This is a genomic window from Mangrovibacter sp. MFB070 (assembly GCF_000705335.1).
In the GTDB taxonomy this organism is placed as follows: Bacteria; Pseudomonadota; Gammaproteobacteria; order Enterobacterales; family Enterobacteriaceae; genus Mangrovibacter; species Mangrovibacter plantisponsor.
The window spans coordinates 229354-254457 of the sequence record NZ_JJMI01000022.1; the positions used below are offsets into that span (position 1 = coordinate 229354).

The window sequence follows — 25104 nt, forward strand, 5'->3', positions numbered from 1 at the left end:
CATGGCTGATAAACATTTAGCCGCTGGCGCCGAACCCGGGCGTCGGCGCTTATTGAAAGGGCTGGGGATGCTGGGTGGCGCGCTGGCGATGGGCGGTTGCCCGGTGGCTCACGCGGCACCGGCTGCGCAACGTGCAGAAAAAACCTTTGATGATGAAGATGCCCGTAAACAGGCGGTGGATTTTTATGGTGAACACCAGGCCGGTATTCTGACGCCACAACAGTCTTCCATCATGCTGGTGGCTTTTGACGTGCTGGCGGCAAACAAAGACGACCTGGTGCGCCTGTTTAAGCTGCTGACCAAACGAATTGCTTTTCTGACCCATGGCGGGTTAGCACCAGCCACGCCAAACCCGCAAATGCCACCGCTGGATTCCGGTATTTTAGGGGAGCATATCTGGCCGGATAACCTGACCATTACCGTTTCAGTTGGCAGCGCGTTGTTTGATGAACGCTTTGGCCTGGCGGCACAGAAGCCTGACAAGCTGCAGGTTATGACTCGTTTCCCCAATGACTCCCTGGATGCGTCTTTATGCCATGGCGACCTGCTGCTGCAGATTTGCGCCAACTCAGTAGATACCGTGGTGCATGCCGTGCGTGACATTATCAAGCACACGCCTGATTTGCTAAGTGTCCGCTGGCGGCGTGACGGCTTTATTGGCGAGCATGCCGCACTGAGCAAAGGGAAGGTGACGCCGGTTAACTTACTGGGCTTTAAAGATGGTACTGGTAACCCGGACAGCAAGAACCAGCCGCTGATGAATGAAGTGATTTGGGTGACACCCGGCCAGCAGGAACCGGCCTGGACCCATGGCGGCAGCTACCAGGCCGTGCGCATCATTCAGTTTCATGTTGAGTTCTGGGACAGAACCCCGCTGCGTGAACAGGAGAATATCTTTGGCCGGGATAAAATCACCGGTGCGCCGCTGGGGATGAAGCATGAGCATGATGTGCCGGATTACGCCAGCGACCCGGATGGCAAGGTTATCCCGCTGGATGCGCATATGCGCCTTGCCAACCCGCGTACAGCTGAAACCCAGGACAGCCTGATGATGCGCCGGGGGTACAGCTATTCCCAGGGGATCACCGGTTCCGGGCAACTGGATATGGGCCTGCTGTTTGTCTGCTACCAGCATGATCTGGAAAAAGGGTTTATCGGGGTACAAAAACGCCTGAATGGTGAGCCGCTGGAAGAGTATATTCGCCCGATTGGCGGCGGTTACTTTTTTGCCCTGCCAGGTGTGGCAGATGCACAGCACTACCTGGCACAGCAACTGCTTGAAGCCTGACCAGTCCGTGATGTGACGCTCCCTGCCGGACCGGGGGAGCGTCAGTATTTTCCCGCACTTATTAATGCCTTACTGCCCGCCGTTTTTTGCCATTAGGTCATCAGAATTTACTATGAGTTTTTTACTGTTATAAAACGGTAATATTTCTGTGCAATAACATTCACAGTGATTGGATGTGATGCAATAAGTACAACGTAAAATAAATGTTGCATTTGTAATAGTTTTTGGTGTACTTAGAGCATAGCGTAACTCAACGAAGTGCGTTTTTACGCCGGAGATCGCGAATGGTTGTAGCGTCCTGTTATGGACTAAGTTGTAGAAAACACAGCCTTCTTCACAGGCCCGGGGCTTCCGACCCCGTAAAAGCCGTCACCCCTGAATACTCCCTGATTTTCAACTCTGAACCTGTTTTCACCGGTCTGCCTTGTGCAACCCATCGCACAGCAGTACCTGCTCTTCAGGCAATCTATGGCTTACAAGGAAGCCAACAACAAACCTCAACGTTAGTTAAAATCGTGTCTGTGCGCCAGATACGGGAATTGAAACCAACAGAAGGTGCCATCCATGGGAAGACAAAAAGCAGTGATCAAAGCTCGTCGTGAAGCCAAACGTGTGCTCAGACGGGATTCACGCAGCCATAAGCAACGTGAAGAAGAATCGGTCACCTCGCTTGTGCAAATGAGTGGTGTTGAAGCAATTGGCATGGCGCGGGACAGCCGGGACAGTTCGCCAATTGTTGCGCGTAACGACGCTCAGGCGCAGTACCTGCATGCTATCGACAACAAACAGCTGATTTTTGCCACCGGTGAAGCCGGTTGCGGAAAAACCTGGATTAGTGCCGCTAAAGCTGCAGAGGCCCTGGTTCACAAAGAAGTGGACAGGATAATTGTCACCCGCCCGGTATTGCAGGCCGATGAAGACCTCGGCTTCTTACCAGGGGATATATCAGAGAAGTTCGCACCCTATTTCAGGCCGGTTTACGATGTCCTCGTCCGGCGTCTGGGGGCCTCATTCATGCAGTATTGTTTGCGGCCAGAGATTGGTAAGGTGGAGATTGCGCCCTTCGCCTATATGCGCGGGCGGACGTTTGAAAATGCGTTCGTCATCCTTGATGAAGCGCAGAATGTTACAGCAGCGCAGATGAAAATGTTCCTGACCCGCCTGGGGGAAAATGTCACGGTTATCGTTAACGGGGATGTCACCCAGTGCGATTTACCCCGTGGCGTAGCTTCCGGGTTAAGTGATGCGCTGGCGCGCTTTGCTAACGACGATATGATTGGCGTTGTGCGGTTTGGTAAAGATGACTGTGTGCGTTCTGAGTTGTGCCAACGCACACTGCAGGCTTATGACTAACCCGGAATAACACCGCGCTCGTAAGCCTGGTAAAACCTCTCCCTCAGGGGAGAGGTTTTTTATACTCTGCGCTGCGCCATTAAGCGCCGCTAAGCTCCAGGTGCTGCAAATCTGCCAGTAACCCAGGTCCTTCAGGTAACCAGCCTGATTGTTGTTGCGTCCAGCTGGCGCTTGCCGTCAGGTTCATACCAACAAACATCGCGAACCAGCCAAAATGGGCTTGTGCCTGCTCAGGTGCCAGCGAAGTCAGCGGTAACGCCAGGCGGGTGGCAATAGCTGCCGCCAGCGCATGCATCGCCACACCTTCCTCAGCAACCGCATGGTAGCGTTTACCTGCTTCCCCATGCTCCAGTACCAGGCGGTATAACCGCGCAGCATCTGTCACATGGCAGGCTGAAAAACGGTTAGTGCCATCGCCGGTATACGCCACCGTGCCTTTTTCCAGCGCTAATTGAATATACGCTGTCAGCAGGCCCTGTTTGCGGGTGTCATGTACCTGGGGCAGGCGCATCACCCGCACATCGATACCCTGTTCCAGTAACTGGTTACCGGCTTGTTCAGAAATAATGCGCGGGTTTGGGTGGCTGAAATTCTGCACAGCTTCCGTTGCGGGCAGGCCATCTCCTGCATCACCCAGGCCCACGCCAGAAGTAATTAGCAGCGGGCGATGGGTGCCCCTGAGCGCGCTTCCCAGTGCTTCAATTACCCGCCGGTCTTTCTCACAATTGGCGGCAAAATGGGTGAAATCATGGTCAAACGCGGTGTGAATCACTGCATCTGCCCGGGCGACACCGGGTAACAGGCTGGCCGGGTCTTCTAAATTTCCCCGCACCACATCCACCCCTTTGGCGCGCAAAACCTGCTCGCCACTGTCTGAGCGGGCAAGTCCAGTTACCTGGTGGCCCGCAGCCAGTAGTTCAGTAACAATATGGGAACCAATAAACCCCGTGGCACCGGTAAGGAATACACGCATAGTCAGTCTCCTTTATGTCAGGACACTGAGTGTGGCGTGAAATGGCAGGTGCGAACAGCCGTGAGGTTATCAGGGTATAAGGACTAACAGGTTAAGTGACAGAAAAATATCTCATTAGATATTGCAGTGGTTTTACGTACTGAATTCCATTTAGGCAACCGGCCCGATATTTACCGGGCAAAGGGCTTGCGGCAAAGAACTATTCCCAGTATCTTGCCCCGGCACCTGCAAAATCAGGTGCCGGGATTGGAACCCTGAAATCGTTACAGGCGACATACGACGCGCCAGCGGGTTCTTGATCTTGAGTGCACTACTTCATTTCAATGGTGGAGTGGGGCACTGTAAAGTGAGCCGGTACTGTGACCAATCCGGTACGCCAACCCCGTTCAGCTCACCACTCGTGAGACTGGAACCTCTGCTGGTGGTATAAATTTACTCATCAGAGGCTTCCATTATGGCTACAACCCTTACCCAGACACACCCATTACTTACCCAGCCTTTCAGTGCCGCTACGGATTTCACATTACTGGCCGACTACTGTGAACAGTTTGTTGAAACGGCGCTGGAAAGTGATGACCCTGCGTTAAAAATGGCACTGTGCGCCAGGCTAAACACTTGTTTGCGCGTGTTAGAGCCCGGGCTTCTTGAGCCTATTCCGGATCACCTGAAAGACAGCTTTACGGCAGATACCTTGCCTGTTGATACACCCCGTTTTGAACCGGGCTGCATTGAATTATGTGGCTACTGCCTGGCCCTCACACGGACCCTGGCAAGACACGGTGTAATGGGGGAAACAGAGCAGCAACTTACCCGGCTATTGTTTGACCTGGTGAACTACTTCACGGCAGAAATGAAGGCACCACGCTGGGTGCGCACGGCCCAGGGGGTACAGAGTATTGATGACGTCCCGGTCTGAATAACGGCGTAGTGAAAGAGCCAAAGCCTGCAAATGAATGCAGGCTTTTTTGTCTGTGCAATGCGCTACTTATTAAGCCTGGTATGGCGAGTCAGTTAGCATGGATTCCCCATCCATCCCACAAGGCTGGTTGAACGTGCCGTGCCAGCCAACCAGTATGCGACCAAAAGAATCAGTAAAGCAGGCAGCACCTGCAGGAATACGCACCAGCCCACCGCCATAAGCAACCAACAGCCCGGTGCTGGCCTGTATCTGCGTTGCTTCTTTATATAACGGGCTGGCTGGTAACACATCCGGGTCACCTGGCGCCTTCCAGAGTGAATCCGTGCCTTTAGCGGCGTGCTGCAATAAAGCTGCCAGTGCCTGGTGGCCCTGTTGGTGGGCAATATCTGCCGGGGTACATGAATCATGAGTGAGCGCGGTTAATGGTGCACCCAGGCTTATTAACAGGCGGCAGGCCGGTTCATGCCCAAACCAGGCTGCCTGGTGAAGAAACCCCCAACCCGACCCGGGTTTACTGTAACGGCTACAACGCCGTGCCAGTACCGGGTAACATTCCCAGCCAGATAAAACCTCCACCCAGTCGCCTGCTTTCACCTGTTCATAGTTCTGTTCGATAATGGCGGTTAACTCGCTCATGCTGTTTATCCCTGCATAGTTAAATCATTGTGTGACGCTACCCGGTGCGCTGGGGAAAATCAATCAGTGGGGAGTGGGCAGGGTATTAGTCGAACAGGTGAGTGGGGTTATTGTTCAGGCCTTAACACTTTCAACAAAACGCCTGGTTATAAGCCGCATTGAGTGATGGATTCCCCAAAATAATTCGCCGAGCAGGAAGGCGGCAGCGCAGAGAGTTGCCGGGAGCTTACTGGAGTAAGTGACCGGTGCGAACGAGCACAGCCAACGCACCTGCACGGCGAAGTATGCAGGGGAATGGTGAGGGAGGGATTGATTCGCTACGCTCACCCCTGCGGGGCAACCTGTTGCACAGGTTGTCCTGATACCTGCGGTATCAGTCGAACCCTGGCGAGGGTTCTCACCCTCCCTTAATGAATCACGGGCAATAAAAAAGCCCGTACATAAGTACGAGCTTCTCTAAGAATATGGCGGTGAGGGAGGGATTCGAACCCTCGATACGTTGCCGTATACACACTTTCCAGGCGTGCTCCTTCAGCCTCTCGGACACCTCACCAAATTTTTGCGCTACTGCGTGAGCAGCAACGGGGCGCTACTATAGGGAGTCATCCCCATACGGTCAAGAAGAATTTAGGGTTTATATACCGTTCGGTTAAAGCGCGAGCAAATCACCGTTTATCTGGATTTATGAGACAACCAGCCAGAAAAACAAAACAGGTCAGTGCCAGCAAAAGATAATAAAGTAATGGGGTAGGGAATAAAAAATGGGCGATGTTCGTGCAGGCGAACGCCCCACAAAACCTCGCCCGGTGATATTAACGGGACTTATGTGTAGTAACCGGAACTGGCTGGTTAATCATCATAAAAACCATGCAGGTCTTCAACGGGCTGAGTAGATTCTTCACTCCAGAGCGTCAGCCTTAACTCCCGTATTTTCATTGCCAGTGCTTCCGCTTCGTCATCCATCACGGTATCCGGAAACTTGTCGGTACTGTACTTGCCTGGGATTGCAGGAAAAAACATCTCATAGTCCTCCGCAGATCACTGGAAGGGTTAGCATGGCAGGGTTATGTGTGAAAACGATGACAGAAGGGTGACGGTTTAACTGTGCCTGTCAGTACGGCAGAATTCTGCTTTAAGAGAAACACAATTCTGGCTGGGAGGGTATTCACCATACGTTTGCATAATATTTTTATTATATTCTGATATTTTAATTTAAGTTTTGATAATGCACTTATTATGGGTAGTTATTAGTATCCATATGTACATATGGCTAACGGAGCCGATAAAGCTGATTTGCATCTTACTGAATAAACTCGGTTTGATACTTCTATGCTGCAATACATACCTACTTGTAACTGAGCTTCTGGTTTTCATAAAGGAATAGAGAGTAATGAAATGCATTCAATGCAATGAGCTTGAGTCAAATAAAGAATCCGGGCTATGTGATAACTGTGAACAAAAAGAGTTACGCAAAATTAATGGGCTGCTGTATCTACCAGCTCTGGGGCTAATTTCTTCTTGTACGCTGGGTTTGTTTGATCTGTATACCTATATAGATGCTGTTGTTAGTTATTTCAGAAAAACAGGGTTTATTTCGTACTATGCAATGGGTGCAGTTGCATTTCTGATGATAGGGTATGTTATCTCGCTCGGTGCCTCATGGTTCTTTTTCAGGCGTAAGTCCGGTATCCGAAAAATCATGGTCATTAATTATATTATTCGGTTGCTTGGCGCACTCTATCTGACAGTGCTCCCCATCCTTTGGTTTCAAGCACCGTTCGATTCATATGCCATGCGAGCCTTAACAGGCGCAGCTGTTGGGGTTCTTGTCTGGATCCCTTATTTCTTGTTTTCAAAAAGGATTGATACGGTCTTTTGTAAATAGGCGCACACTCATGCTCACCGGTAATGCCGGGTACAAAAATGAAATGGTGGCTTATTTATTTTATTTTTCTACTAAGGAGTTTTCATGAAATATCGCATAGCGCTGGCACTTGCCATCGCAGTGGTGGGTACAGCATGTGCAGACACGCTTCCCGGAAGCCTGTTGCACTGTGACAGTCGTTTTTTTAGCGAGTTATATAACCAGCGTATTTCGCTTAACCATGCTGCTCCGCTGAAGACAGATAATGCACATCATGCATGGTTTATTAGCGAACCGGGAAATCAGGTAGTGTGGTTCTCTCAGCCAATTAAATCCGGAGTATTGTCAGTTTCTGGTTACTGGCAGGATAAGAGTAACCTTGATGAAATGGGAGAATACTACTTCTGGGGCGTTCTTCTTGACGATTCACCAGAGGCAGTTATGGCGTCCCTGGCAAAGGTAAACTGGCACAAAAGTGGTGGGAACGGTGAATACTTCGCAAATCCCATGATAAAACAGGCCGGGTCAAACAGTGAGTGGTAAGTGAATACCGGTTCTGCGAGTGGTATTGCTCCGGCAAAAGGTAGTGTTGAAAAATTAGTGTTACTCGACACCTGGCAGGGTAAAACACGGCTTCTTTGTTCGGTTCAGGGGAGTGTTACAGCAGAAGATATATTACCTGTGCGCCCAGACCTTGAGGAAAATAAATAATGAAGTCCTGTATGTTATGCATTGCACTTATCTTGTTATCTGGATGTAAAAGTATTGGCAATGAAACACTATCGCAAAAGCCTGAACCTGGCCCTCGCCCGGCCGGGTTGGTAACCATGCTGGAAGATAAGAGCGGTGGTACTTATATGGATATGCGTAGTGTCTCTGCTTATCAGGGAAATAACCATTTAAGGCGATTCCATCTAATCAATCATTATATCCCTGCGCAGCACATGAGCGCTGAGAAGCCTGTCTATGTTGCCAGTTCAACGGTAATTAATGTTGTAAACTGCGACACTCATCAGAGAGCGCAGTTTGAACGTATCTATTTTTCGCAGTATTGGGGGGAAGGGGATGTTATCGCTAAAAGAAGCCCAATAGGGCAGTGGCAAGACATTCCAGAAAACTCATTAGCCGGTATTATAGACCATGCAGTTTGCCAGATAGATCCCGCACGATTGAAGCCTGAACCCCCGAAAGATACACGCCCGGCTTTACTGGGCGAGTTTGACTAATAACAATCACTCTTGAGTGACAGATTGCATTCATTCAGGGCACTACTGGTAATTAAGTGTCCTGAATGGAATTTTTGTATTTTGTTAGCGATTTGTTACTATCATTAACTGTTTTATTTTCAATGTATTACAAGGTAAAAAGAATATTCATCTGTGCTTTGGTGAAAATTTTTAATAAGGGGTGGTAATATACGTTTTTTTGTTTTAAGTTATGCTTAATGCGTGAAATTAAATAAGCAATAAACTTTTTCCTAAATATATTCTTCCTGCTGCCGATGTGGCGTCCATTAGCATTCTTATTATTACTTCCCATTTATTTAGTCTGATATTGACAGGTCAGGGACGATGCCAGCATCACGCCATGGTTTTCTGCTCACGTTGTTTTTTATTATAGCCTTTCCCTCTGGCGCTGCACCGCTGTCGCCGGCAGACAGAAATAATATTGAGCAACGCCAGCAACAGTTACTGCAACAAAGCCAGCAGCAGCGCGATGAGCTGGATAAAAGCATCTCCATTACCGGGCAACAACCTTCCTCCCCCGGGCCCGCACCTGCCGGCCCGTGTTTTGTTATTCAGCATATTGTGTTGCAGGGCAGCACGCTGATTTCCCCGACTGCGCAGCAAAAGCTGGTGGCTGTCTGGCAAGGTAAATGCCTGGACATCAAGGGGATTACCGCTGCTGTCAACCAGGTATCAGACTGGTATATCAGCCGGGGATATATCACCAGCCGTGCGTTCCTGACACCACAAAATCTGGCAACAGGTACACTGCGGATTGTGGTGCTGGAAGGGAAACTGCGCGCCATACATCTGGATGGTAAAACACCACTGATGCTGAAAATGGCCTTTCCCGGGCTGGTGGGGCGGGTGCTCAACCTGCGCGATATTGAGCAGGGTATGGAGCAAATAAACCGCCTGCGCACATCACCTGTTCAGATTGAAATCTTACCCGATACAACCCCGGGGTATTCCGTCGTCAACCTGACGGCCAGACCAGAGTTTCCGCTTACTGCCAGTGTTTCGCTGGATAACAGCGGGCAAAAATCAACCGGCGAAAAACAGCTCACAGGTGTACTCACAGGCAATAACCTGCTGGGTATTGCCGACAAGTGGTTTGTCAGTGGTGGGCGCAGCAGTGATTTTGCCACCGGGTATGATGCGCAAAGCTTACAGACGGGTGTCAGTGTTCCCTGGGGTTATGGCCTGCTCGATTACACATGGAGCTGGAGCGATTACCGTACCACTTTTATTAACAACGGGTTTGACTGGGTATCCACAGGCAGCACACAAAACCACCGGCTGAATGGCTCCTGGGTGGTGTTCCGCAATGGCGATATCAAAACCGGAGTTACCGCAGGCTTAACCCATTATACCGGCCGCAACTGGCTTAACCACGCCCTGCTCAGTACCAGTTCGCGCAAACTAACCAGTATCTCTTTAGGCATTAACCATACCCAAAAAATTGCCGGTGGGGTGGCAACTTTCAACCCGGTTTTCAGCCGGGGTATGCCCTGGTTTGATGCCGAAAGTGACGCCGGGAAAAGTGGCGACCTGCCGAAAGCCCAGTTTCGCAAGTGGAGTGCCAGTGCCAGTTATCAGCGCCCACTGAACGACCGTTTATGGTGGCTCACCAGCCTGTACGGGCAATGGTCGCCAGACCGTCTGTACGCCAGTGAGCGGCTGACACTGGGGGGCGAGAGCTCGGTACGCGGCTTCAAAGAACAGTATATCTCCGGCGATAACGGTGGCTACTGGCGTAATGAACTGAATTACGCGCTGGGGGCGCTCCCGTTTATAGGCCAGATTAATGCCACCGTGGCACTGGATGGCGGCTGGCTGGAGAAAGACCACCTCGACCAGCAGGCAGCCGGCACACTGTGGGGCGCTTCTGCAGGTTTAAGTACCGGTGGGCGCTGGTATGCAAGCCAGATATCTGTCGGCACTCCGTTGCACTACCCGGACTGGCTAGGTCCGGATCACCTTGTTGTTAACTGGCGACTTACTTTCATGTATTGAAGGAGTATTCCGTGGATAACCATCAACCGCCTGTACCCGTTTTTAAACGTGTTTTGTGTTGGCTTATTAGCGGCCTGCTTATCTGGCAGCCCGTTGCGCCTGCTTTTGCGGCAGCACTGACTCCGCAGGGCCCAACCAGTAAAGACGCGGCAGGAAATGGTGTCCCGGTTATCAACATTGCCACGCCCAACAGTGCCGGGGTGTCTCATAACCAGTTTCATGATTATAACGTCGGCCCGGAAGGGCTGATTCTGAATAACGCCACCGGGCAGATGAACCAGACTCAGCTTGGCGGGCTGATTCAAAATAACCCTAACCTGAAAGCCGGGCATGAAGCACAGGCCATTATCAATGAGGTTAACGGTGGTAACCGTTCTCAGCTCCAGGGTTATACCGAAGTGGCGGGGAAAGCCGCAAATGTGATGGTTGCCAACCCGTATGGCATTACCTGCAACGGGTGCGGGTTTATCAACACGCCAAATGTCACGCTGACCACAGGAAAACCGCAGTTCGATGCCAGTGGCAAACTGATTGCTGTTGAGGCCACAAAAGGGAGCATCACTGTAGAAGGGAAGGGGCTGGATGCAGCCAACAGCGACGCGCTGACGCTTATCTCCAGAGCGACAGAAATCAATGCGGCTATTCATGCCAAAGATTTAACGGTTGTGGCCGGGGCTAACCGGGTGGGCAGCGACGGAAAAGTCACTCCTGTTAGCGGTGAAGGCAGTACGCCTGCTGTTGCGGTTGATACCGGTGCGCTGGGTGGCATGTATGCTAACCGAATCCACCTGGTCTCCAGTGATAAAGGCGTGGGTGTGAACCTGGGTAATCTGAACGCCCGCCAGGGGGATATCACCCTTGATGCCAGTGGGCAACTGCGAGTGAATAACAGCCTGGCTTCGGGGGCACTGACTGCCCGTGCGCAGGGTGTCACCTTAACTGGTGAACACCAGACCGGTGGCGGGTTTAATGTTACCGGCCAGAATGCGCTCACGCTCGACCATGCCGCCGTGAGCAGTGGCGGCGATGCACAGCTTAACAGCGATGGTTCACTGAACATAACCGGAGGGGCAGTTACCAGCCAGGGCAACCTCAGTTTGTCTGGTAAAACGGCGCTGAACACAGATGATGTGACACTGAGTGGTGCACAAAATACCTCACTGGCCAGCCAGGCTCAGGTGCAAATGCATAACAGCCTGGTCAGGGCCGATAAATCACTGGCTGTTGCCGGGAAGAAAGTGAGCATGGAGGGGGGCACTGCGGTTGCCAGTGACCTGAGTATTACGGGCGACCAGGTGGCGAATAATGGCCTTTTGCAGGGAGGGCATTCCCTTAAGCTGAATACCTCGCACCTGGATAACCTGGCGAATGGCACCATTCACAGTGCCAGCGACCTGGTACTCTCCATACCTTCCCTGAATAACCAGGGCCTGATAACCAGCGATGCCGGGCTGCAGCTCAGTGGCAACAGTTTAATTAATGGCGGGGAAATCAACGGGCTGAATATTCACAGCGATTATGATGCCTATACAGGCGGAAACGCATCACGCCTGCTGGCACAGGGCGAGTTAACGCTGAATGGGCAGTCTGTGAATAATTCCGGGTTATTGTCTGCACAGGACCTGCACTTTACCGGTGGCACACTGGAAAACCAGGGCACATTGCAGGCGGCAGGAAACCTGTCGCTGGGTGCCCAAAATATCACCAATACCGGCACCCTGCTCAGTGATAACGGGCTGACACTGAATGGCGGGGTTGTTGGTAACAGTGGCCTGGTTGCAGCAACTGACCTGGCCATCACCGGGCAGAACGTCACTAACAGCGGCACATTGCAGGGTACGCAAACCTTACAGGCTACGGCAGCACAACTGGAAAACCGGGCAGGCGGTAAAGTGTTAAGTGGCGGAGACATGTCGGTTGGCAGTAATACGCTGACCAACGGTGGTCTGCTTCAGGGAAAAACACTGAACCTTTCTGCCGCAACCTGGGCCAACACCGGTAATGCACTGGGTGAAGAGGGGCTTGATGCCAGGGTACAGGGTGAACTGCTAAACCAGGGCAAGATCCTCAGCCAAAAGCAGCAGGTATTGCAGGCGCAGCGTATTGATAACCGCGGCACTTTACTGGCGCAGGTTCAGGCTTTGCACGGGGATTTAGTCAATAGTGGTGTCGTGCAGGGGAGTGATGCGCTGAGCTGGCAGGGTGCTTCATTTACCAGTAATACCGGCGCGCAGGTTATTGCCGGGAACAACCTGCAACTGGTGGGCGATACGCTCACCAACCAGGGGCAGCTGGAAGCAAAATCGCTGAGTCTGAATGCCGCTTCGTTGGCTAACAGCGGCACTGTTCAGGCGCAGGACAACCTGGCGGCAACAGTCAGCGGCCAGCTTGAAAACCAGGGCTCTATGCTGAGCCAAAACCAGGCAACCCTCTCTGCCGCCAGTATTGGTAACAGCGGTAGCCTGGCCGCAGACAGTTTATCGCTCTCTGCACCACAGATTACCAGCAGCGGGCTGGTGCAGGGCAACACGCTGTTGCAGTTAACCACGCGGGATTTAACGGTTGGCGAACAGGGCCGCCTGGCAAGTGGTGGTGCACTGAACTTTTCCCTTCACTCACTGAACAACCAGGGGACGATTGCCACAGAAAAAGCCTTTTCACTTGATACTGGCAGCCTGGTAAACAGCGGAGATATTGCTGCCAGTGCGCTGGATTTTACGGTTAACGATTTACTGACCAACAGTGGAACATTGTTGGCAGACACGCAGTCTGTATTGCGCGCCACAACCCTCAATAACAGTGGAACACTGGCAGGGAATACGCTGAGCCTGGCCGGACAAAACCTGGATAACCAGGGCCTGATTCAGGGTGCGCAGTCTGCGTCTGTAACGGCGAACAACTTCAACAATGGTGCGGCGGGGCGCTGGCTTTCTGCAGGAGACCTGACGTTCACCGAAGGCACCCTCACCAACAGTGGTCTGATCAATGGTGACACCACCACCCTGAGCGGCACCAGCCTGGTAAACAGTGGCCGAATTGCCGGTAATAACCTGTCATTGCAGGCAGACACACTCAGTAACGACGGGCTGTGGCAGGGGAATAACACGCTGAACGCCAACGGGCAGTCACTGAAAACTGGCGAGGCTTCCCGCACCCTCAGTGGCGGCGTGTTGAACCTGGTTGCCGGGCAATTGCAAACCGCGGGGACGCTACAGGGCCAGCAGGTTACCGTAGCGGCAGATGACTGGGGCCACACTGGCAGCCTGGTAAGCCAGGGCAACCTGACAGGTGATGTCTCCGGTACATTGTCATCCACAGGTGCACTGATGAGCCAGAGTGACCTTTCCCTGGCAGCCGGAGCGCTGGATAACCGGGGCGATATCCTCAGTGACGGGGGAATGACACTGGGTGGGCAAAGCCTGGTAAACAGCGGCACCGTTCAGGGGAAAAACCTGGCGCTGCAACAAAATACCGTAACCAATAATGGCACGCTGACGGGCCTGGAAAGCCTGACGCTGGGGGCCCGCCAGCAACTGATGGCCCGGCTGGCAATGGCTGCACCACAACAGGTATTGGTGAATAACGGGCAAGGACAAATCCTGACTGGCGGCACACTCAACATGATGTCAGGGCAGGTAACCAACGCCGGGACCTGGCAGGGGCAGAATATTCTGCTTAACGCAGCGTCACTGAATACTACTGGTGCAATACAAAGTAACGATGCCCTGCAACTTACACTGTCTGGCAACCTGGTTTCAGGGGCTGGCAGTAAAATCACCGCTATGGGCACGGCTGCGTTACAGGCTCTGGCGCTTACTAACCAGGGGCAGTGGGCGGCGAACAATCTCACACTCAACGGTGATACCTTCAGTGGCAATGGCAGTACCAGCGCGGTGAATGGGCTGGATGTGACACTGACGGGGACCTTTGAACAGCAGCAAAATGGCGCGTTGTTGACCGGGGGCGCACTGTCTCTGGATGCGGCTTCAGTAATTAATGCCGGGAAAATTCAGGGAAATACACTGCAGGTGAATGCTGGCCCACTGACCAACAGCGGGCGGATGCAGGGCGATAATGGCACCACGCTGACCAGCCAAAATACGCTGGTCAACCAGGCTGGCGGCTCGGTTATCAGTGGTGCCGGGTTAACTCTTGGTGCGCAGTCTGTGCAGAATAACGGGCTGCTACAAAGCACGGGCAACAGCCAAATCGGGGCTGCTACAGTGATGCGTAATGACGGGCGCATATTGTCCGGCGGGCAACTCACACTGACCACACCACAATACACCGATACGGGCTGGTTGCAGGCATCCGGGCTGACCCTGAACGCAACAACGGCCACAAACAGTGGTAAATGGCTGGCAGACCAGGCGACGCTGGGCGGCTCCAGTCTGACTAACCAGGGCACGATTCAGGCCGGTTCATTGGGGGTTAATTACCAAAAATTCACCAATAATGGCACAGCCCTTGGCAGTAACCAGCTCACAGTGACAGCTCAGGATGTGACGCAAAACGCCAGTGGGCGGTTATTCAGTAATGGCGACTTGCTGCTGGGCAGTAACGGGCTGGATACCCTGGGGCAAATTGTTGCGCTGGGTAATGTCACACTCAAGCTGGCAAATGCGTTTACCGGTAAATCTGTACTGGCGGCGGGTAAAACCCTGTCGGTGACGAGTAACGGAGCCATTACTAACCAGAATGTGATGCAGGGCCAGGCCGTTAACCTGGCTGCTGGCGGGCAGTTTACCAACAACGGGAAAATTACCACAGGCAGTGGCTCCAGCACCCTGAGCGGCAGTAGTGTGGCACTGAACGGTGCCGGTAGTGTGCAGGGTGGCGGGGATGTCACCCTGACCAGCCGTGGTGATATTACCGTGGCGGGTTTTACTGGCACCTTGGGTAACCTTATTCTGAATGCGCCGGGTTCAATACTGAACACCGCTCTGCTGTACGCCGGGCGGGATATGGCACTGTATGCCGGGCGCCTGACTAACCAGCGTGGCGATATTCTTGCCGGTAATAATCTGTTTATACAGAAAGACAGTGCAGGGCATGCCAACAGCGAAGTGACCAATACCTCCGGCACCATTGAAACCCGTACTGGCGATATTACGCTGAAGACCGGGCATCTGGTAAATACGCGTGATGGGTTGAGTTCATCAAGTTCATATAAAGCTGGGACTGGTATATCTGTCTCTCCTGAACAATTAAGACTCCAGCTAACATTGAGTCAATTGAGTGACGAGGAAGTGACAGAATATATCGCAACAGGGAAGGCTCCAGACAAAAAAATATTGATGGGTACATGGACTGATTCCGCGACAGCAAATGGAGGATCTGGGCATATTGTCGCAGGGAGGGATCAATATGTTTTTGCTCAAAAGCTGGAAAATATTGCAAGCAATATACTGGCTAATGGAAACATAACCTTGTCAGGGAATGATTTGAATAACCAAAGTTATGAGAACAGTATAAAAAATGAATACCTGACTTATCACTTCAGTGACGGCAACGGTGATTTGATACACCGGACTGTAGTGGGCACTACATTAAACTACAATCTAATTGGGGCTCCAATATATGAATCTCTTGGCGCTGATGCTGGGCTTCGTGCCGTTATTCAGGCAGGCGGCAATATCACTGCCAGTTTCACCAATAATCTCAGTAACACCAACACCACTTCTGGTGCCGGGCATGTTGGTACCACTATCGCCACCCCAACCCTTACGGCACTGAGCCTGCAGGGAACCAGTGGTGGGTTGCAAAAACAGGGGCTGCAAAACAGCGCTATTGTCGCGGTCAACTCGCCACAATGGCAGGACCAGATTCAGAGGGCGCTACAACAGGTCAATGGCGGTACAGTCCTGGAGAACAATAATGATACCGGGCTGGCGACAGTACACAACACCGGGCAGCAACAGGCAGGCCTGGGGCAACTGAAAGGTCCCGCCGGCAACGCCTTTTCCACCGCGACACTGAACAGTACCGGGCAGCAGCAGGCAGTTTTGGGGCAACTGAAAAGTAGCGACAACAATGACTTCTCCACCACGCCACTGAACAACAGCGGTAAGGTAACCGGGGTGCAGGGTAAGCAGGTGGATACCAGTGCTTACCCATTACCTTCGGGGAATAATGGCTACTTTGTGGCATCAACAGACGCCAAAGGTCCTTACCTGATAACGGTAAACCCGGCACTGAACCAGCTTGGCCAGCAGGATTTATCATTATTTAATGAACTCAGCTCACTGACCGGCGTGAAACCCACGACTGCAGCACAGCAGGAAACCCGCACCACCTATACCGACCAGAATGCATTTCTCGGGTCATCTTACCTGTTGGGGCGGCTGAACCTGAACCCGAATACAGATTACCGCTTCCTTGGCGATGCCGCGTTCGATACCCGTTATGTCAGTAATGCTATTTTGAACCAGACAGGCAGCCGCTACCTTAACGGCGTCGGCTCAGATTTGGACCAAATGCGTTACCTGATGGATAACGCGGCTTCAGCGCAAAAATCCCTCGGGCTGCAATTTGGGGAATCCCTTTCTGCGGCGCAAATTGCCTCGCTTGACCACAGTATTTTGTGGTGGGAATCCACCACTATCAATGGCCAGACGGTGATGGTGCCGAAGCTTTATCTGGCGGCACAAGATGCAACAGTGAATAACGGCAGTGTGATTGCCGGGAATAACGTCAACCTGAAAGCCGGTAATATCACCAGCGACGGCAGCACCGTGCTGGCAGCAAACTCACTGGCACTCGACAGCGATAACAGCATCAGCAACCTTAATGATGGCCTGATTAAAGCCGGTGGTGGGTTAAGCCTGAGCGCGGTGGGCGACATTAACAATATCAGCGCCTCAATCGCCGGGAAAACTGTGTCGCTGGAAAGCCTGGATGGCAGCATTAATAACCTGACTCAGGCCGACACCACCACCATTAATGCCCAGAGTAAATACGGCAATCTCGCACTGAAATACACTGAACTGGGCAATACCGCCAGCATTACTGCAGAGGATGGCCTGGCGCTGTCTGCCGGGAAAAATATTACAGTCACCGGCGCAACGCTCACGTCCGGGGGCGATATGTTAATGCAGGCCTGGGGGGATATATCTTTTAATGCGAACGGAATTGGTAATCAAAATTCAGCATTTAGATTTTTTGGGAGCAAGGATACCAATAACGTATCGGTTACCTGGCAGGGCAGTAACGTAACCGCCGGGGGCAACCTGAACGTGCAGGCAGGGCATGACCTCACCCTTGCCGCCAGCGATGTGAATGCCGGAGGCAGTGCGCAACTGGCTGCCGCAAATGACCTCAACCTGAACAGTGGGCAAACCAGCAAGAACACCCGTGATGGCGCGACTGAAACCCACAGCACCGGGCTGGACCGCACCACGGTTTCGGCGGGTAATAACCTGGTTCTACAGGCCGGGCAGGATATTAACGCGCACTCTGCGGCGCTGGCGGCTGAGCAGGGTGTCGGCCTGCAGGCCGGGCGGGATGTCAACCTGCTGGCAGATGAAACCACTCAGGGCGACAGCTACCGCACCAAAAAGAAAACCGTGATTAACGACCAGGTGCGCCAGCAGGGCACTGAAATCGCCAGTGGTGGTAACACTGTGGTCATTGCCGGGCGTGATGTGAACAGCCAGGCGGCGCAGGTGACAGCCCAGGGAGATATTGGCGTACAGGCTGTCAACGATATCAACCTGGGGACTGCAACCGAAAGTGATTATCACTACCAGGAAGAAACCAAAAAGAAAAAAGGTTTTCTCAGTAAAACAACCACCCATACGATTTCAGAGCAAAGTGCCACCCGTGAAACAGGCTCACTGTTAAGTGGAGATAATGTCAGTGTCAGCAGCGGGCATGATCTGCTGGTGCAGGGTTCTTCGGTGGTGGGCGATGGCGCAGTGTCACTTGCTGCCAGTAATAATGTTGATATTACGGCAGCGACGAACACCGACACAAACTGGCAGTTTAAAGAGAAGAAGAAAAGCGGCCTGATGAGCTCCGGCGGAATAGGCTTTACGATTGGCAGCACGAAAACCAAACAGGACCTGAAAGAGAAGGGCACCACTCAGAGCCAGAGTACCAGCACCATCGGCAGCAACGGCGGTGATGTAACGATCACTGCCGGTAATCAACTCCATATTGCCGGTTCGGATGTGGTGGCCGGGCAGGACCTGGCCCTGAAGGGCGACAGTGTGGTTATTGACCCGGGACACGACAAACGTACCACTGACCAGACGTTTGAGCAGAAAAGCAGTGGGCTGACGGTGGCGCTTTCTGGTGCAGTAGGCAGCCTGGTCAATACGGCTGTTTCAACTGCGATGGAGGCGAAGGATCAGAGCGACGGTCGCCTGGCAGCTCTGCAGGCGACAAAAGCGACATTATCGGGTGTGCAGGCTGTGCAGGCGAATGCCCTTGCTACAGTAAAAAATGGAGCTGACCCGTCCAGTAATGGTTCATTCGGTATCATGGCTTCCATTGGTGGCCAGTCCTCAAAATCAACGTCGCATTCAGAGCAGGATTCCACATCAGGCAGCACTCTTAATGCGGGTAACAGCCTTAGTATTTCTGCTACAGGAAGCGGTAATACTGCACAGAGTGGCGATATCGCGATTGCCGGAAGCCAGGTCAAAGCCGGGAAAAATATCACCCTTGATGCGGCAAAGGATATCTCACTGACTGCGGCAGCAGATACACAGAAAACAACCAGCAGTAATTCCAGTAAAGGTGGTTCAATCGGCGTTGGGATCACTGCGGGGCCAAATGGCGCGGGCTTCACTATTTCTGCCAGTATGAATGCAGCGAAAGGCAGCGCAAAAGGGAACGGAACCTCCTGGAATGAGACCACGCTGGATGCCGGGCAGGAGATAAGCCTGAACAGCGGGCGGGATACCTTACTACAGGGAGCACAGATTAATGGTGACAAAATCAGTGCGGATATTGGTCGTGATCTGACGCTCAGCAGCCTGCAGGACAGTGATAACTACAACAGCAAACAGCAGAGTGTGAGTGCCGGGCTGAGTTACACATTTGGCGGCGGAGGAGGCGGTGCGAGTTTCAGCTACAGTCGCGATAAAATGAAGAGTAACTACGATTCCGTACAGGAACAAACCGGGATTTTTGCCGGGGAGGGCGGCTTTGACCTGACGGTGGGCAACCACACCCAGCTTGATGGCGCGGTTATCGCCAGCCGCGCAACGGCAGATAAAAACCGGCTGGACACCGGGACGCTGGGGTTCAGGGATATCAGTAACCGGGCTGATTACAGTGTGGAACACCAGGGGGCAGGGTTTGATACAGGCGGAAGTATTGCCGGCAATGTTATTGGAAACCTGGCGAGTACCGCTTTGGTTGGGTTAAGTGGAAGTGGTCATGCGGATGGCATAACACATTCAGCGGTGGCAGAGGGTACCCTAACTGTTCGTGACACGAATGCCCAGAATCAGGATATATCAGGGCTGAGCCGGGATACGGAAAATGCGAACGGCAGTATCGATCCTATCTTTAACAAAGAGAAAGAGCAGAAGCGCCTGCAAATGGCGCAGATGATCAGTGAAATAGGTACGCAGGCATCAGATATTGCCCGCACTCAGGGAGAAATAGCGGGTGCTCAGGCCGAGAAAGACCCGCAGGCACTGGCAAAAGCCCGCGCAGAACTGGAAGCTGAAAGTGCCAGCAGTGGCAAAGTATTCAATGGTGATAATAGCGCCATAGCTGAACGTGCGCATGCGGATGCGATGAAAGACTGGGGTACCGGCAGTGCCGTGCAGCGGGGCATTCAGGCCGCGACGGGTGCCCTGACTGCGTTGTCCGGAGGAAATCTGGCCGGTGCGCTGGCATCTGCATCAGCGCCGGAACTGGCGGAACTGATTGGTCACCATATGGGGATGAATGACAGCAAGGAGGCTAAGGCAGTAGCCCATGCTATTCTGGGTGGTGTGGTTGCGAAGCTTAACGGAGGAAATGCGCTGGCAGGAGCCGCAGGTGGAGCTGCAGGTGACCTGGTTGCCAGTACGTTGTATCCGGACCTGAAGCCAGAGCAGTTAAGTGAAGAACAGAAGCAAAAAATCAGTGCGATATCCACGATAATTGCCGGAATCGCCGGTAATCTTGCCAGTGGTGACAGTGCTGGTACAATCGCGGGCGCACAGGCCGGGAAGAATGCGGTTGAGAATAATTCGATGGGTGATGGCTGGAACAGTCTATTACCATCGGGAACAGTTGGTTATGATCAGACCATTGCCTCATGGAAGCAGTATGCCCAGGATAATAATTTGACGTTGAAGCAAACCCAAGAAGGGATAAATCGTATTGCTATTGGCCAAGGACCATCCTGGGGTAGGGAATATAAAGTTGACCCTTATGGAAGTGTTGAGGTTTCAGGTGGTGTGGGACCTGCAGTTAAAGGAGTCGCTGAGATTAACAATGATTACTTCTCTGTTTCTACAGGGTATAGTAAAGAGTTCGGTATTAAGGCTGGGGCTTCAGTAGGCATTGAGTTTGGTCCATACGGACCTGGAATGTTTGGTGACTTAAGCCATGATTATTCAGCTAGTCTTGGTTTCGGCCCTGGTTCTGTTGGGGTTTCTGCTGGAAAAGATGGTTTAGGTTTTTCTTTCTCTGTTGGGCCAAGTTTTGGTTTTAAAGGATCTTCAACTGGATCTCATGATGAACAAATGGATCTGAATGGTGATTCTACTAAGGAAATATACCACCATGATTTCAAATGATATCATTCTTAATTCATCCTCGCTTATTACGCTGTTTTTTTTGTTATTGTGGGGAGTATGTTTTATTATTTTTGTGTATAGGAATCTTGGAGGGCCTAAGATAGGCAAGGATTCTTTACTGTATTTTAATTTTATTTTCTTCAGGCATAATATTTTATCAAACTGCGCATTAATTTTTTTTGTCCTTGGTTATATAGCAGCAGCAATAGCTGAATATCGAAGGGAATTTAATAGCTTGCTATTAGCATCTAACCTGGTTGGCGGGGTATCATACTTGCTCTTTGCACTATATGGAAAATTTTTCTACCAGGGGTTTGTTGATGATGAAAAATCGTTTTTTTTTATTAAGATTTTTTTAACAAAAATAGATCTGTCTTTCGGTGCAATTTTTCTTTGGTTATCAAGATTATCGTATATAACATGGATAATTATACTTATTGGTAATTAAATAACTCTGCAAATTAGTAGAGCACTTGAAAGGAATTTGTATCTTTCTTGATGTGGTGATTAGCTATTACGTGGTCTGAAGGACAATGGACGAAAACATACGTGTGGAGAATAATGCGCTCAAAGAGGATAGTTCTTACGACCCCGAGAAAGCTGAGCATGAAAGAGAAACGGGTGACGACCATATAAAGATATATACAGTCACTCCGGGCTTGGAGCCAGAACGTGATGAGGAAGGCGACCCGGTCACGTATCCATTGGGTACAGGAGCTGTTCCAATTGGTGCTGGAGGCTCTCAGGTTCCTGACCTTATTCTAATTTGACTGATTCACCAGCAGTTGGCCCAGGAAAAAACTTTACACGTACTCAAAAAGCTAATATTTATCAACAAAATATGGAAAACAATGGTGGAGTGCTACGATCTGATCTTGATGGACAGGAGTTGGTCATGCCTCAAAAGAGTCAGTCAGGCGTTACCCCTCCATCAAATGAGGCACAAATCGATCATATAGTACCCAGAAATCCGGCTAATCCTAACATTGAGCAGGGAACAAATAGCTATAATAATGCTCAAGTCTTGTCCCGAGAAAAAAATAGGAAAAAATCAAATAATTGAGGTGAAACGTAATGCAAAATTCAGAATGGAAATTTAATGATCTTCCAAACGTAGCAGTTATTGTTAATAGGAAGATAATTTCTTCAGGGGAATGGATTGCTTATGTTTCTCATGATAGTGATGATGGCGCATGGCAATTTCATACAAACCAGACCACTCCGGTGAGTGAAAGTGATGCCGTTTTGGTTAGCTTGAAAAGCATTGTTGATCTTGACCATTCTATTACTGCTTTAGCTGACCTTCCTTTAGGATGGTGTGCTTGGAGGAGTACAAAAGATGATGTTTGGCAAAAAGCACCTCTTTCTGATTAACTAGACACCGGATGGTTGCAGCTCAGGAGATATATAAGAAAACAGGAGATGATCTTACCCAGCATTAGTGGACACGCGACTAAGTGGTTAAACTCTCAGACAGAAGTGATTATGCCCACGTCACGTAATCAGACAACGATATATCGACTGTCATCGCCAGATATTCACGGGTTACTTCGTCAATAACTCGCTGGGAAAGCGGATTACCGGGTTGAACACCAGGGCATGGGGTTCAGCACGAGCAGGAGCCCCGGAACTAATTTTATCAGCAATATGGCGAACAGCTTGCTGTCCGGAGTAAACGACAGCGGGAGTGCGGAGTCGCTGACGCGTGCGGCGGTGAGCGACGGCAGCATCACCGTACGGGATACGGCAGCACAGACGCAGGACGTGGCGAACCTGAGCCGTGACGTTGCGCACGCGAACCAGACGCTGTCGCCGATTTTTGACCTTGAGAAAGAGCAGAACCGCCTGCAGGCAGCCCGGCTGATAAGTGAAATTGGCAGCCAGGCGAAAGATGCCGCGCGGACGCAGGGCGATATGTGCGCGACTGGCTGCACTGGGGCGACACCCAGCTTAAAATCCACCTCGGGCGGCTGCTGGATCTGGAATACCTGCCGCTGAACCGCCGGGGGCTGACGCATGAATATCAGCTTCTGTGGGATGGTAAAGACACGCAGACCCCGCACCTGTGCGGGCTGCCGGACGTGGAAAACCTCACCTCCACACCGCAAACCCCGCCACAGATAACAGAGGGCGATGCGTTCCGGTCGGGGTCTGAAGCTGTCCGGTCGGCGGCGGGTCGGGATTTGGTCGCCCCACAGCCGGACAGCGAAAAAGCCACGTCAGTACAGACACCATGCGGCCCGGAGGCGCAACCGGACGGTCTGAACGAAAACGCAGTAAACAACGGCAAACTGAAAACCCCGGCACCCGCTGCTGCCCCCCATCACCAGAGACAGGCCCCGGCGGTAACGCATGGCTAACCGCAAGCGCAAAGGCTCCCTGCTGACAGTTGATGAGGTGTTCCGCCAGCCAGTCGGCCCGGCCTCAGACCCGAAAAGCCTCTACGCGCTGCTGCTGCGGTTCGTGACCTGGCGGCGGGAGCGCAACTGGTCGGAAACAACCCTCAAAGTGCAGACGTATCACAGCTATCGGTTCATCCTGTGGGCAGCAGAGCGCGGTCTGCATCATCCGGCAGAGGTGACGCGCCCGGTGCTGGAGCGCTATCAGCGCCATCTGTACCAGTACCGCAAACGCAACGGCGAGCCGCTGACCACCCGCACCCAGCGCACGGCGGTACAGCCGATACAGGTATGGTTCCGCTGGATGACACAGCAGAATCTGATACTGGCGAACCCGGCGGCAGACCTCGAGTTGCCACGGCTTGAAAAGCGCCTGCCCCGTTACATCCTGAGCGTGGATGAGGTGGAGCAGGTACTGGCGTTACCCGACCTGACCACGCCGGGCGCTGATGGAAGTGCTGTGGTCAACGGGCATAAGGCGCAGCGAGGCCGCAGGTCTGGAGGTGTTCAGCGTGGACGCTGTGGGTGAGCGGGTGCACCACGTCAGGCCGCAACTGCTGGTCAACCCGCACTGTAAGGCGCTGTTCGTGGCGCTTGATGGCGTGGAAGGTCTGACGCCGAACGGCATCACCAACACGGTCAGTCACTGGATGAAAGCCTCGGGGCTGGTCGCGCACGGAAGCTGTCACCTGTTCCGGCATGCGATGGCAACGCAGATGCTGGAGAACGGGGCTGACCTGCGCTGGATACAGGTGATGCTGGGCCATGCCAGCGTCGAATCGGCGCAGATATACACAGGTGTCGGTGCGGGCGTTACAGGCGGTTCATGCGACGGCCCACCCGGCAGAGCGTGACGCTGAGGAGCAGATAAGCGAGGCGTTCAGGCGATATGATGCGGGTGAAGGTGATAACATCAGCGATGATGAAGTGGAAGCGCGTATGACTACCCTGAAACAGCGGACAGGTCTGTCCGGCAACGACAAAGGTTGATGGGAAAGCGTGCGTCTGTAATACTAACAGTTATTAACTGATAGTAATTTACCCGGAGGAATGGTTATGCCAACCAGCGTCGCCCTCAGCCCTTACTTCGAAGCGTTCATCCGTGAGCAGATAGAAAGCGGGCGTTATAACAATACCAGTGAAGTTATCCGTGCCGGACTGCGGGCACTGGAAGAGCGGGAGCAACAGATGAAACTTGAATCTCTCCAGAAGGCGGTCATCGCGGGCATCAACAGCGGTGAAAGCAAAATCGCTGAAGCGGTGTTCGGTCGCCTGACACAGAAATACAAACAGATGGCAGAAGGTCACACAGCAAAATGAAACTGGGTATCTCGCCACTGGCAGAGCACGATCTCGAAGCCATCGGTGACTGGATAGCGCAGGATAACCCGGTACGGGCGGTCAGCTTCACGGAAGAGCTATACCAGCAATGCCTGCTGATAGCGGAATCGCCGGTGATATACCGTGAAAGGCCGGAGCTGGGGCAAGGGGTGAGGTGCTGTGCTGTGCTTATGGCAGCTACCTTGTCCTGTTCCGGGTACTTGATACCGAAGTACGTGTGGAGCGGATACTGCATGGCTCCAGAGACATAATCGGCATGTTCACCGGGCCAGATGATGGCACGTCGCCGGACAGTCCATAATCCTTCCTGAGCGCCTCTGCTCAATCTCTTAAAAATGCCTAAT

19 protein-coding genes, 1 tRNA gene, 1 other RNA gene and 2 pseudogenes are annotated in these 25104 nt (G+C 52.2%); 17 read left to right on the plus strand and 6 right to left on the minus strand.

The window, feature by feature from the left end; genetic code table 11:
• Position 1: 1 nt before the first annotated feature.
• Positions 2 to 1288, plus strand: a complete 1287-nt coding sequence (efeB, locus tag DT73_RS10350; protein ID WP_036108025.1) for an iron uptake transporter deferrochelatase/peroxidase subunit — start codon at positions 2 to 4, stop codon at positions 1286 to 1288.
• A 564-nt stretch (positions 1289 to 1852) separates the two neighbouring features.
• A complete protein-coding gene (gene phoH / locus DT73_RS10355) occupies positions 1853 to 2641 on the plus strand; it encodes a phosphate starvation-inducible protein PhoH (RefSeq protein WP_036108027.1) in 789 nt (262 codons plus the stop codon).
• Positions 2642 to 2720: 79 nt separating this feature from the next.
• Here phoH and DT73_RS10360 read toward each other — a convergent pair whose 3' ends face one another.
• A complete protein-coding gene (locus tag DT73_RS10360; RefSeq protein ID WP_036108031.1) occupies positions 2721 to 3614 on the minus strand; it encodes an SDR family oxidoreductase in 894 nt (297 codons plus the stop codon).
• A gap of 454 nt (positions 3615 to 4068) precedes the next feature.
• Here DT73_RS10360 and DT73_RS10365 point away from each other — a divergent pair, with 454 nt between their 5' ends.
• Positions 4069 to 4530, plus strand: a complete 462-nt coding sequence (locus DT73_RS10365; RefSeq protein ID WP_036108034.1) for a hypothetical protein — start codon at positions 4069 to 4071, stop codon at positions 4528 to 4530.
• Between the two features lie 72 nt (positions 4531 to 4602).
• Here DT73_RS10365 and DT73_RS10370 read toward each other — a convergent pair whose 3' ends face one another.
• The 4 genes from DT73_RS10370 to DT73_RS26440 all read right to left on the minus strand — a co-directional run bounded on the left by DT73_RS10370 (position 4603) and on the right by DT73_RS26440 (position 6189).
• The gene (locus DT73_RS10370) at positions 4603 to 5169 is read right to left on the minus strand and encodes an ankyrin repeat domain-containing protein (protein ID WP_036108037.1); all 567 of its coding nucleotides are present in this window, start codon (positions 5167 to 5169) and stop codon (positions 4603 to 4605) included.
• Between the two features lie 292 nt (positions 5170 to 5461).
• A non-coding RNA gene (locus tag DT73_RS25490) (RtT sRNA) lies at positions 5462 to 5590 on the minus strand.
• Positions 5591 to 5634: 44 nt separating this feature from the next.
• Positions 5635 to 5722, minus strand: a tRNA-Ser gene (locus DT73_RS10375).
• A gap of 296 nt (positions 5723 to 6018) precedes the next feature.
• Positions 6019 to 6189, minus strand: coding sequence for a hypothetical protein (locus DT73_RS26440; RefSeq protein ID WP_160173963.1), 171 nt, complete (start codon positions 6187 to 6189; stop codon positions 6019 to 6021).
• A 370-nt stretch (positions 6190 to 6559) separates the two neighbouring features.
• Between DT73_RS26440 and DT73_RS10380 the strand changes: the two genes are divergently transcribed.
• The 10 genes from DT73_RS10380 (at position 6560) to DT73_RS10420 (ending at position 22394) form a co-directional block, all read left to right on the plus strand.
• Complete coding sequence (locus DT73_RS10380) at positions 6560 to 7054, plus strand: DUF2569 domain-containing protein (RefSeq protein ID WP_036108040.1); 495 nt, start codon at positions 6560 to 6562, stop codon at positions 7052 to 7054.
• An 84-nt stretch (positions 7055 to 7138) separates the two neighbouring features.
• On the plus strand, positions 7139 to 7576 hold the full coding sequence (locus tag DT73_RS10385) for a hypothetical protein (protein WP_235234468.1): 438 nt from the start codon (positions 7139 to 7141) through the stop codon (positions 7574 to 7576).
• Complete coding sequence (locus DT73_RS26730) at positions 7577 to 7744, plus strand: hypothetical protein (RefSeq protein WP_235234470.1); 168 nt, start codon at positions 7577 to 7579, stop codon at positions 7742 to 7744.
• A gap of 116 nt (positions 7745 to 7860) precedes the next feature.
• Positions 7861 to 8259 carry a surface-adhesin E family protein gene (locus tag DT73_RS25495; protein ID WP_084172274.1) on the plus strand — a complete coding sequence of 133 codons (399 nt, stop codon included), beginning with the start codon at positions 7861 to 7863 and terminating at the stop codon, positions 8257 to 8259.
• Between the two features lie 345 nt (positions 8260 to 8604).
• Positions 8605 to 10275: a ShlB/FhaC/HecB family hemolysin secretion/activation protein gene (locus tag DT73_RS10400; RefSeq protein ID WP_036108046.1), complete on the plus strand. Its 1671-nt coding sequence runs from the start codon at positions 8605 to 8607 to the stop codon at positions 10273 to 10275.
• Positions 10276 to 10286: 11 nt separating this feature from the next.
• The gene (locus DT73_RS10405; RefSeq protein WP_036108049.1) at positions 10287 to 21020 is read left to right on the plus strand and encodes a hemagglutinin repeat-containing protein; all 10734 of its coding nucleotides are present in this window, start codon (positions 10287 to 10289) and stop codon (positions 21018 to 21020) included.
• The gene (locus DT73_RS10410) at positions 21007 to 21468 is read left to right on the plus strand and encodes a hypothetical protein (protein WP_036108052.1); all 462 of its coding nucleotides are present in this window, start codon (positions 21007 to 21009) and stop codon (positions 21466 to 21468) included. The genes DT73_RS10405 and DT73_RS10410 overlap by 14 nt, the downstream gene beginning before the upstream one ends.
• A gap of 85 nt (positions 21469 to 21553) precedes the next feature.
• Positions 21554 to 21790, plus strand: a complete 237-nt coding sequence (locus DT73_RS10415) for a hypothetical protein (protein WP_036108054.1) — start codon at positions 21554 to 21556, stop codon at positions 21788 to 21790.
• Positions 21787 to 22083 (plus strand): hypothetical protein, encoded by a 297-nt coding sequence (locus DT73_RS26170; RefSeq protein ID WP_152552508.1) that lies wholly within the window; start codon positions 21787 to 21789, stop codon positions 22081 to 22083. The genes DT73_RS10415 and DT73_RS26170 overlap by 4 nt, the downstream gene beginning before the upstream one ends.
• 11 nt (positions 22084 to 22094) lie before the next feature.
• Positions 22095 to 22394, plus strand: a complete 300-nt coding sequence (locus tag DT73_RS10420) for a hypothetical protein (RefSeq protein WP_036108057.1) — start codon at positions 22095 to 22097, stop codon at positions 22392 to 22394.
• A 171-nt stretch (positions 22395 to 22565) separates the two neighbouring features.
• Here the strand turns inward: DT73_RS10420 and DT73_RS26445 are convergent, their stop codons facing one another.
• The gene (locus DT73_RS26445) at positions 22566 to 22814 is read right to left on the minus strand and encodes a hypothetical protein (protein WP_160173964.1); all 249 of its coding nucleotides are present in this window, start codon (positions 22812 to 22814) and stop codon (positions 22566 to 22568) included.
• A 122-nt stretch (positions 22815 to 22936) separates the two neighbouring features.
• Between DT73_RS26445 and DT73_RS26175 the strand changes: the two genes are divergently transcribed.
• From DT73_RS26175 to DT73_RS10445, 4 genes and pseudogenes are all read left to right on the plus strand, one after another.
• Positions 22937 to 23380: a hypothetical protein gene (locus tag DT73_RS26175; RefSeq protein WP_152552510.1), complete on the plus strand. Its 444-nt coding sequence runs from the start codon at positions 22937 to 22939 to the stop codon at positions 23378 to 23380.
• Positions 23373 to 24409 (plus strand): annotated as a pseudogene (locus DT73_RS10435) (tyrosine-type recombinase/integrase). Before DT73_RS26175 ends, DT73_RS10435 begins: the two are co-directional and overlap by 8 nt.
• 66 nt (positions 24410 to 24475) lie before the next feature.
• Complete coding sequence (locus DT73_RS10440) at positions 24476 to 24739, plus strand: type II toxin-antitoxin system ParD family antitoxin (protein ID WP_036108063.1); 264 nt, start codon at positions 24476 to 24478, stop codon at positions 24737 to 24739.
• A pseudogene (locus DT73_RS10445) lies at positions 24736 to 25061 on the plus strand (type II toxin-antitoxin system RelE/ParE family toxin). Before DT73_RS10440 ends, DT73_RS10445 begins: the two are co-directional and overlap by 4 nt.
• Positions 25062 to 25104 lie beyond the last annotated feature (43 nt).

Coding starts and splice junctions, on each gene's coding strand:
- efeB (WP_036108025.1), top strand. CDS start 2: ATGGCTGATAAACATTTAGCCGCTGGCGCCGAACCCGGGCGTCGGCGC.
- phoH (WP_036108027.1), top strand. CDS start 1,853: ATGGGAAGACAAAAAGCAGTGATCAAAGCTCGTCGTGAAGCCAAACGT.
- DT73_RS10360 (WP_036108031.1), bottom strand. CDS start 3,614: ATGCGTGTATTCCTTACCGGTGCCACGGGGTTTATTGGTTCCCATATT.
- DT73_RS10365 (WP_036108034.1), top strand. CDS start 4,069: ATGGCTACAACCCTTACCCAGACACACCCATTACTTACCCAGCCTTTC.
- DT73_RS10370 (WP_036108037.1), bottom strand. CDS start 5,169: ATGAGCGAGTTAACCGCCATTATCGAACAGAACTATGAACAGGTGAAA.
- DT73_RS26440 (WP_160173963.1), bottom strand. CDS start 6,189: ATGTTTTTTCCTGCAATCCCAGGCAAGTACAGTACCGACAAGTTTCCG.
- DT73_RS10380 (WP_036108040.1), top strand. CDS start 6,560: ATGAAATGCATTCAATGCAATGAGCTTGAGTCAAATAAAGAATCCGGG.
- DT73_RS10385 (WP_235234468.1), top strand. CDS start 7,139: ATGAAATATCGCATAGCGCTGGCACTTGCCATCGCAGTGGTGGGTACA.
- DT73_RS25495 (WP_084172274.1), top strand. CDS start 7,861: ATGCTGGAAGATAAGAGCGGTGGTACTTATATGGATATGCGTAGTGTC.
- DT73_RS10400 (WP_036108046.1), top strand. CDS start 8,605: ATGCCAGCATCACGCCATGGTTTTCTGCTCACGTTGTTTTTTATTATA.
- DT73_RS10410 (WP_036108052.1), top strand. CDS start 21,007: ATGATTTCAAATGATATCATTCTTAATTCATCCTCGCTTATTACGCTG.
- DT73_RS10415 (WP_036108054.1), top strand. CDS start 21,554: ATGGACGAAAACATACGTGTGGAGAATAATGCGCTCAAAGAGGATAGT.
- DT73_RS10420 (WP_036108057.1), top strand. CDS start 22,095: ATGCAAAATTCAGAATGGAAATTTAATGATCTTCCAAACGTAGCAGTT.
- DT73_RS10440 (WP_036108063.1), top strand. CDS start 24,476: ATGCCAACCAGCGTCGCCCTCAGCCCTTACTTCGAAGCGTTCATCCGT.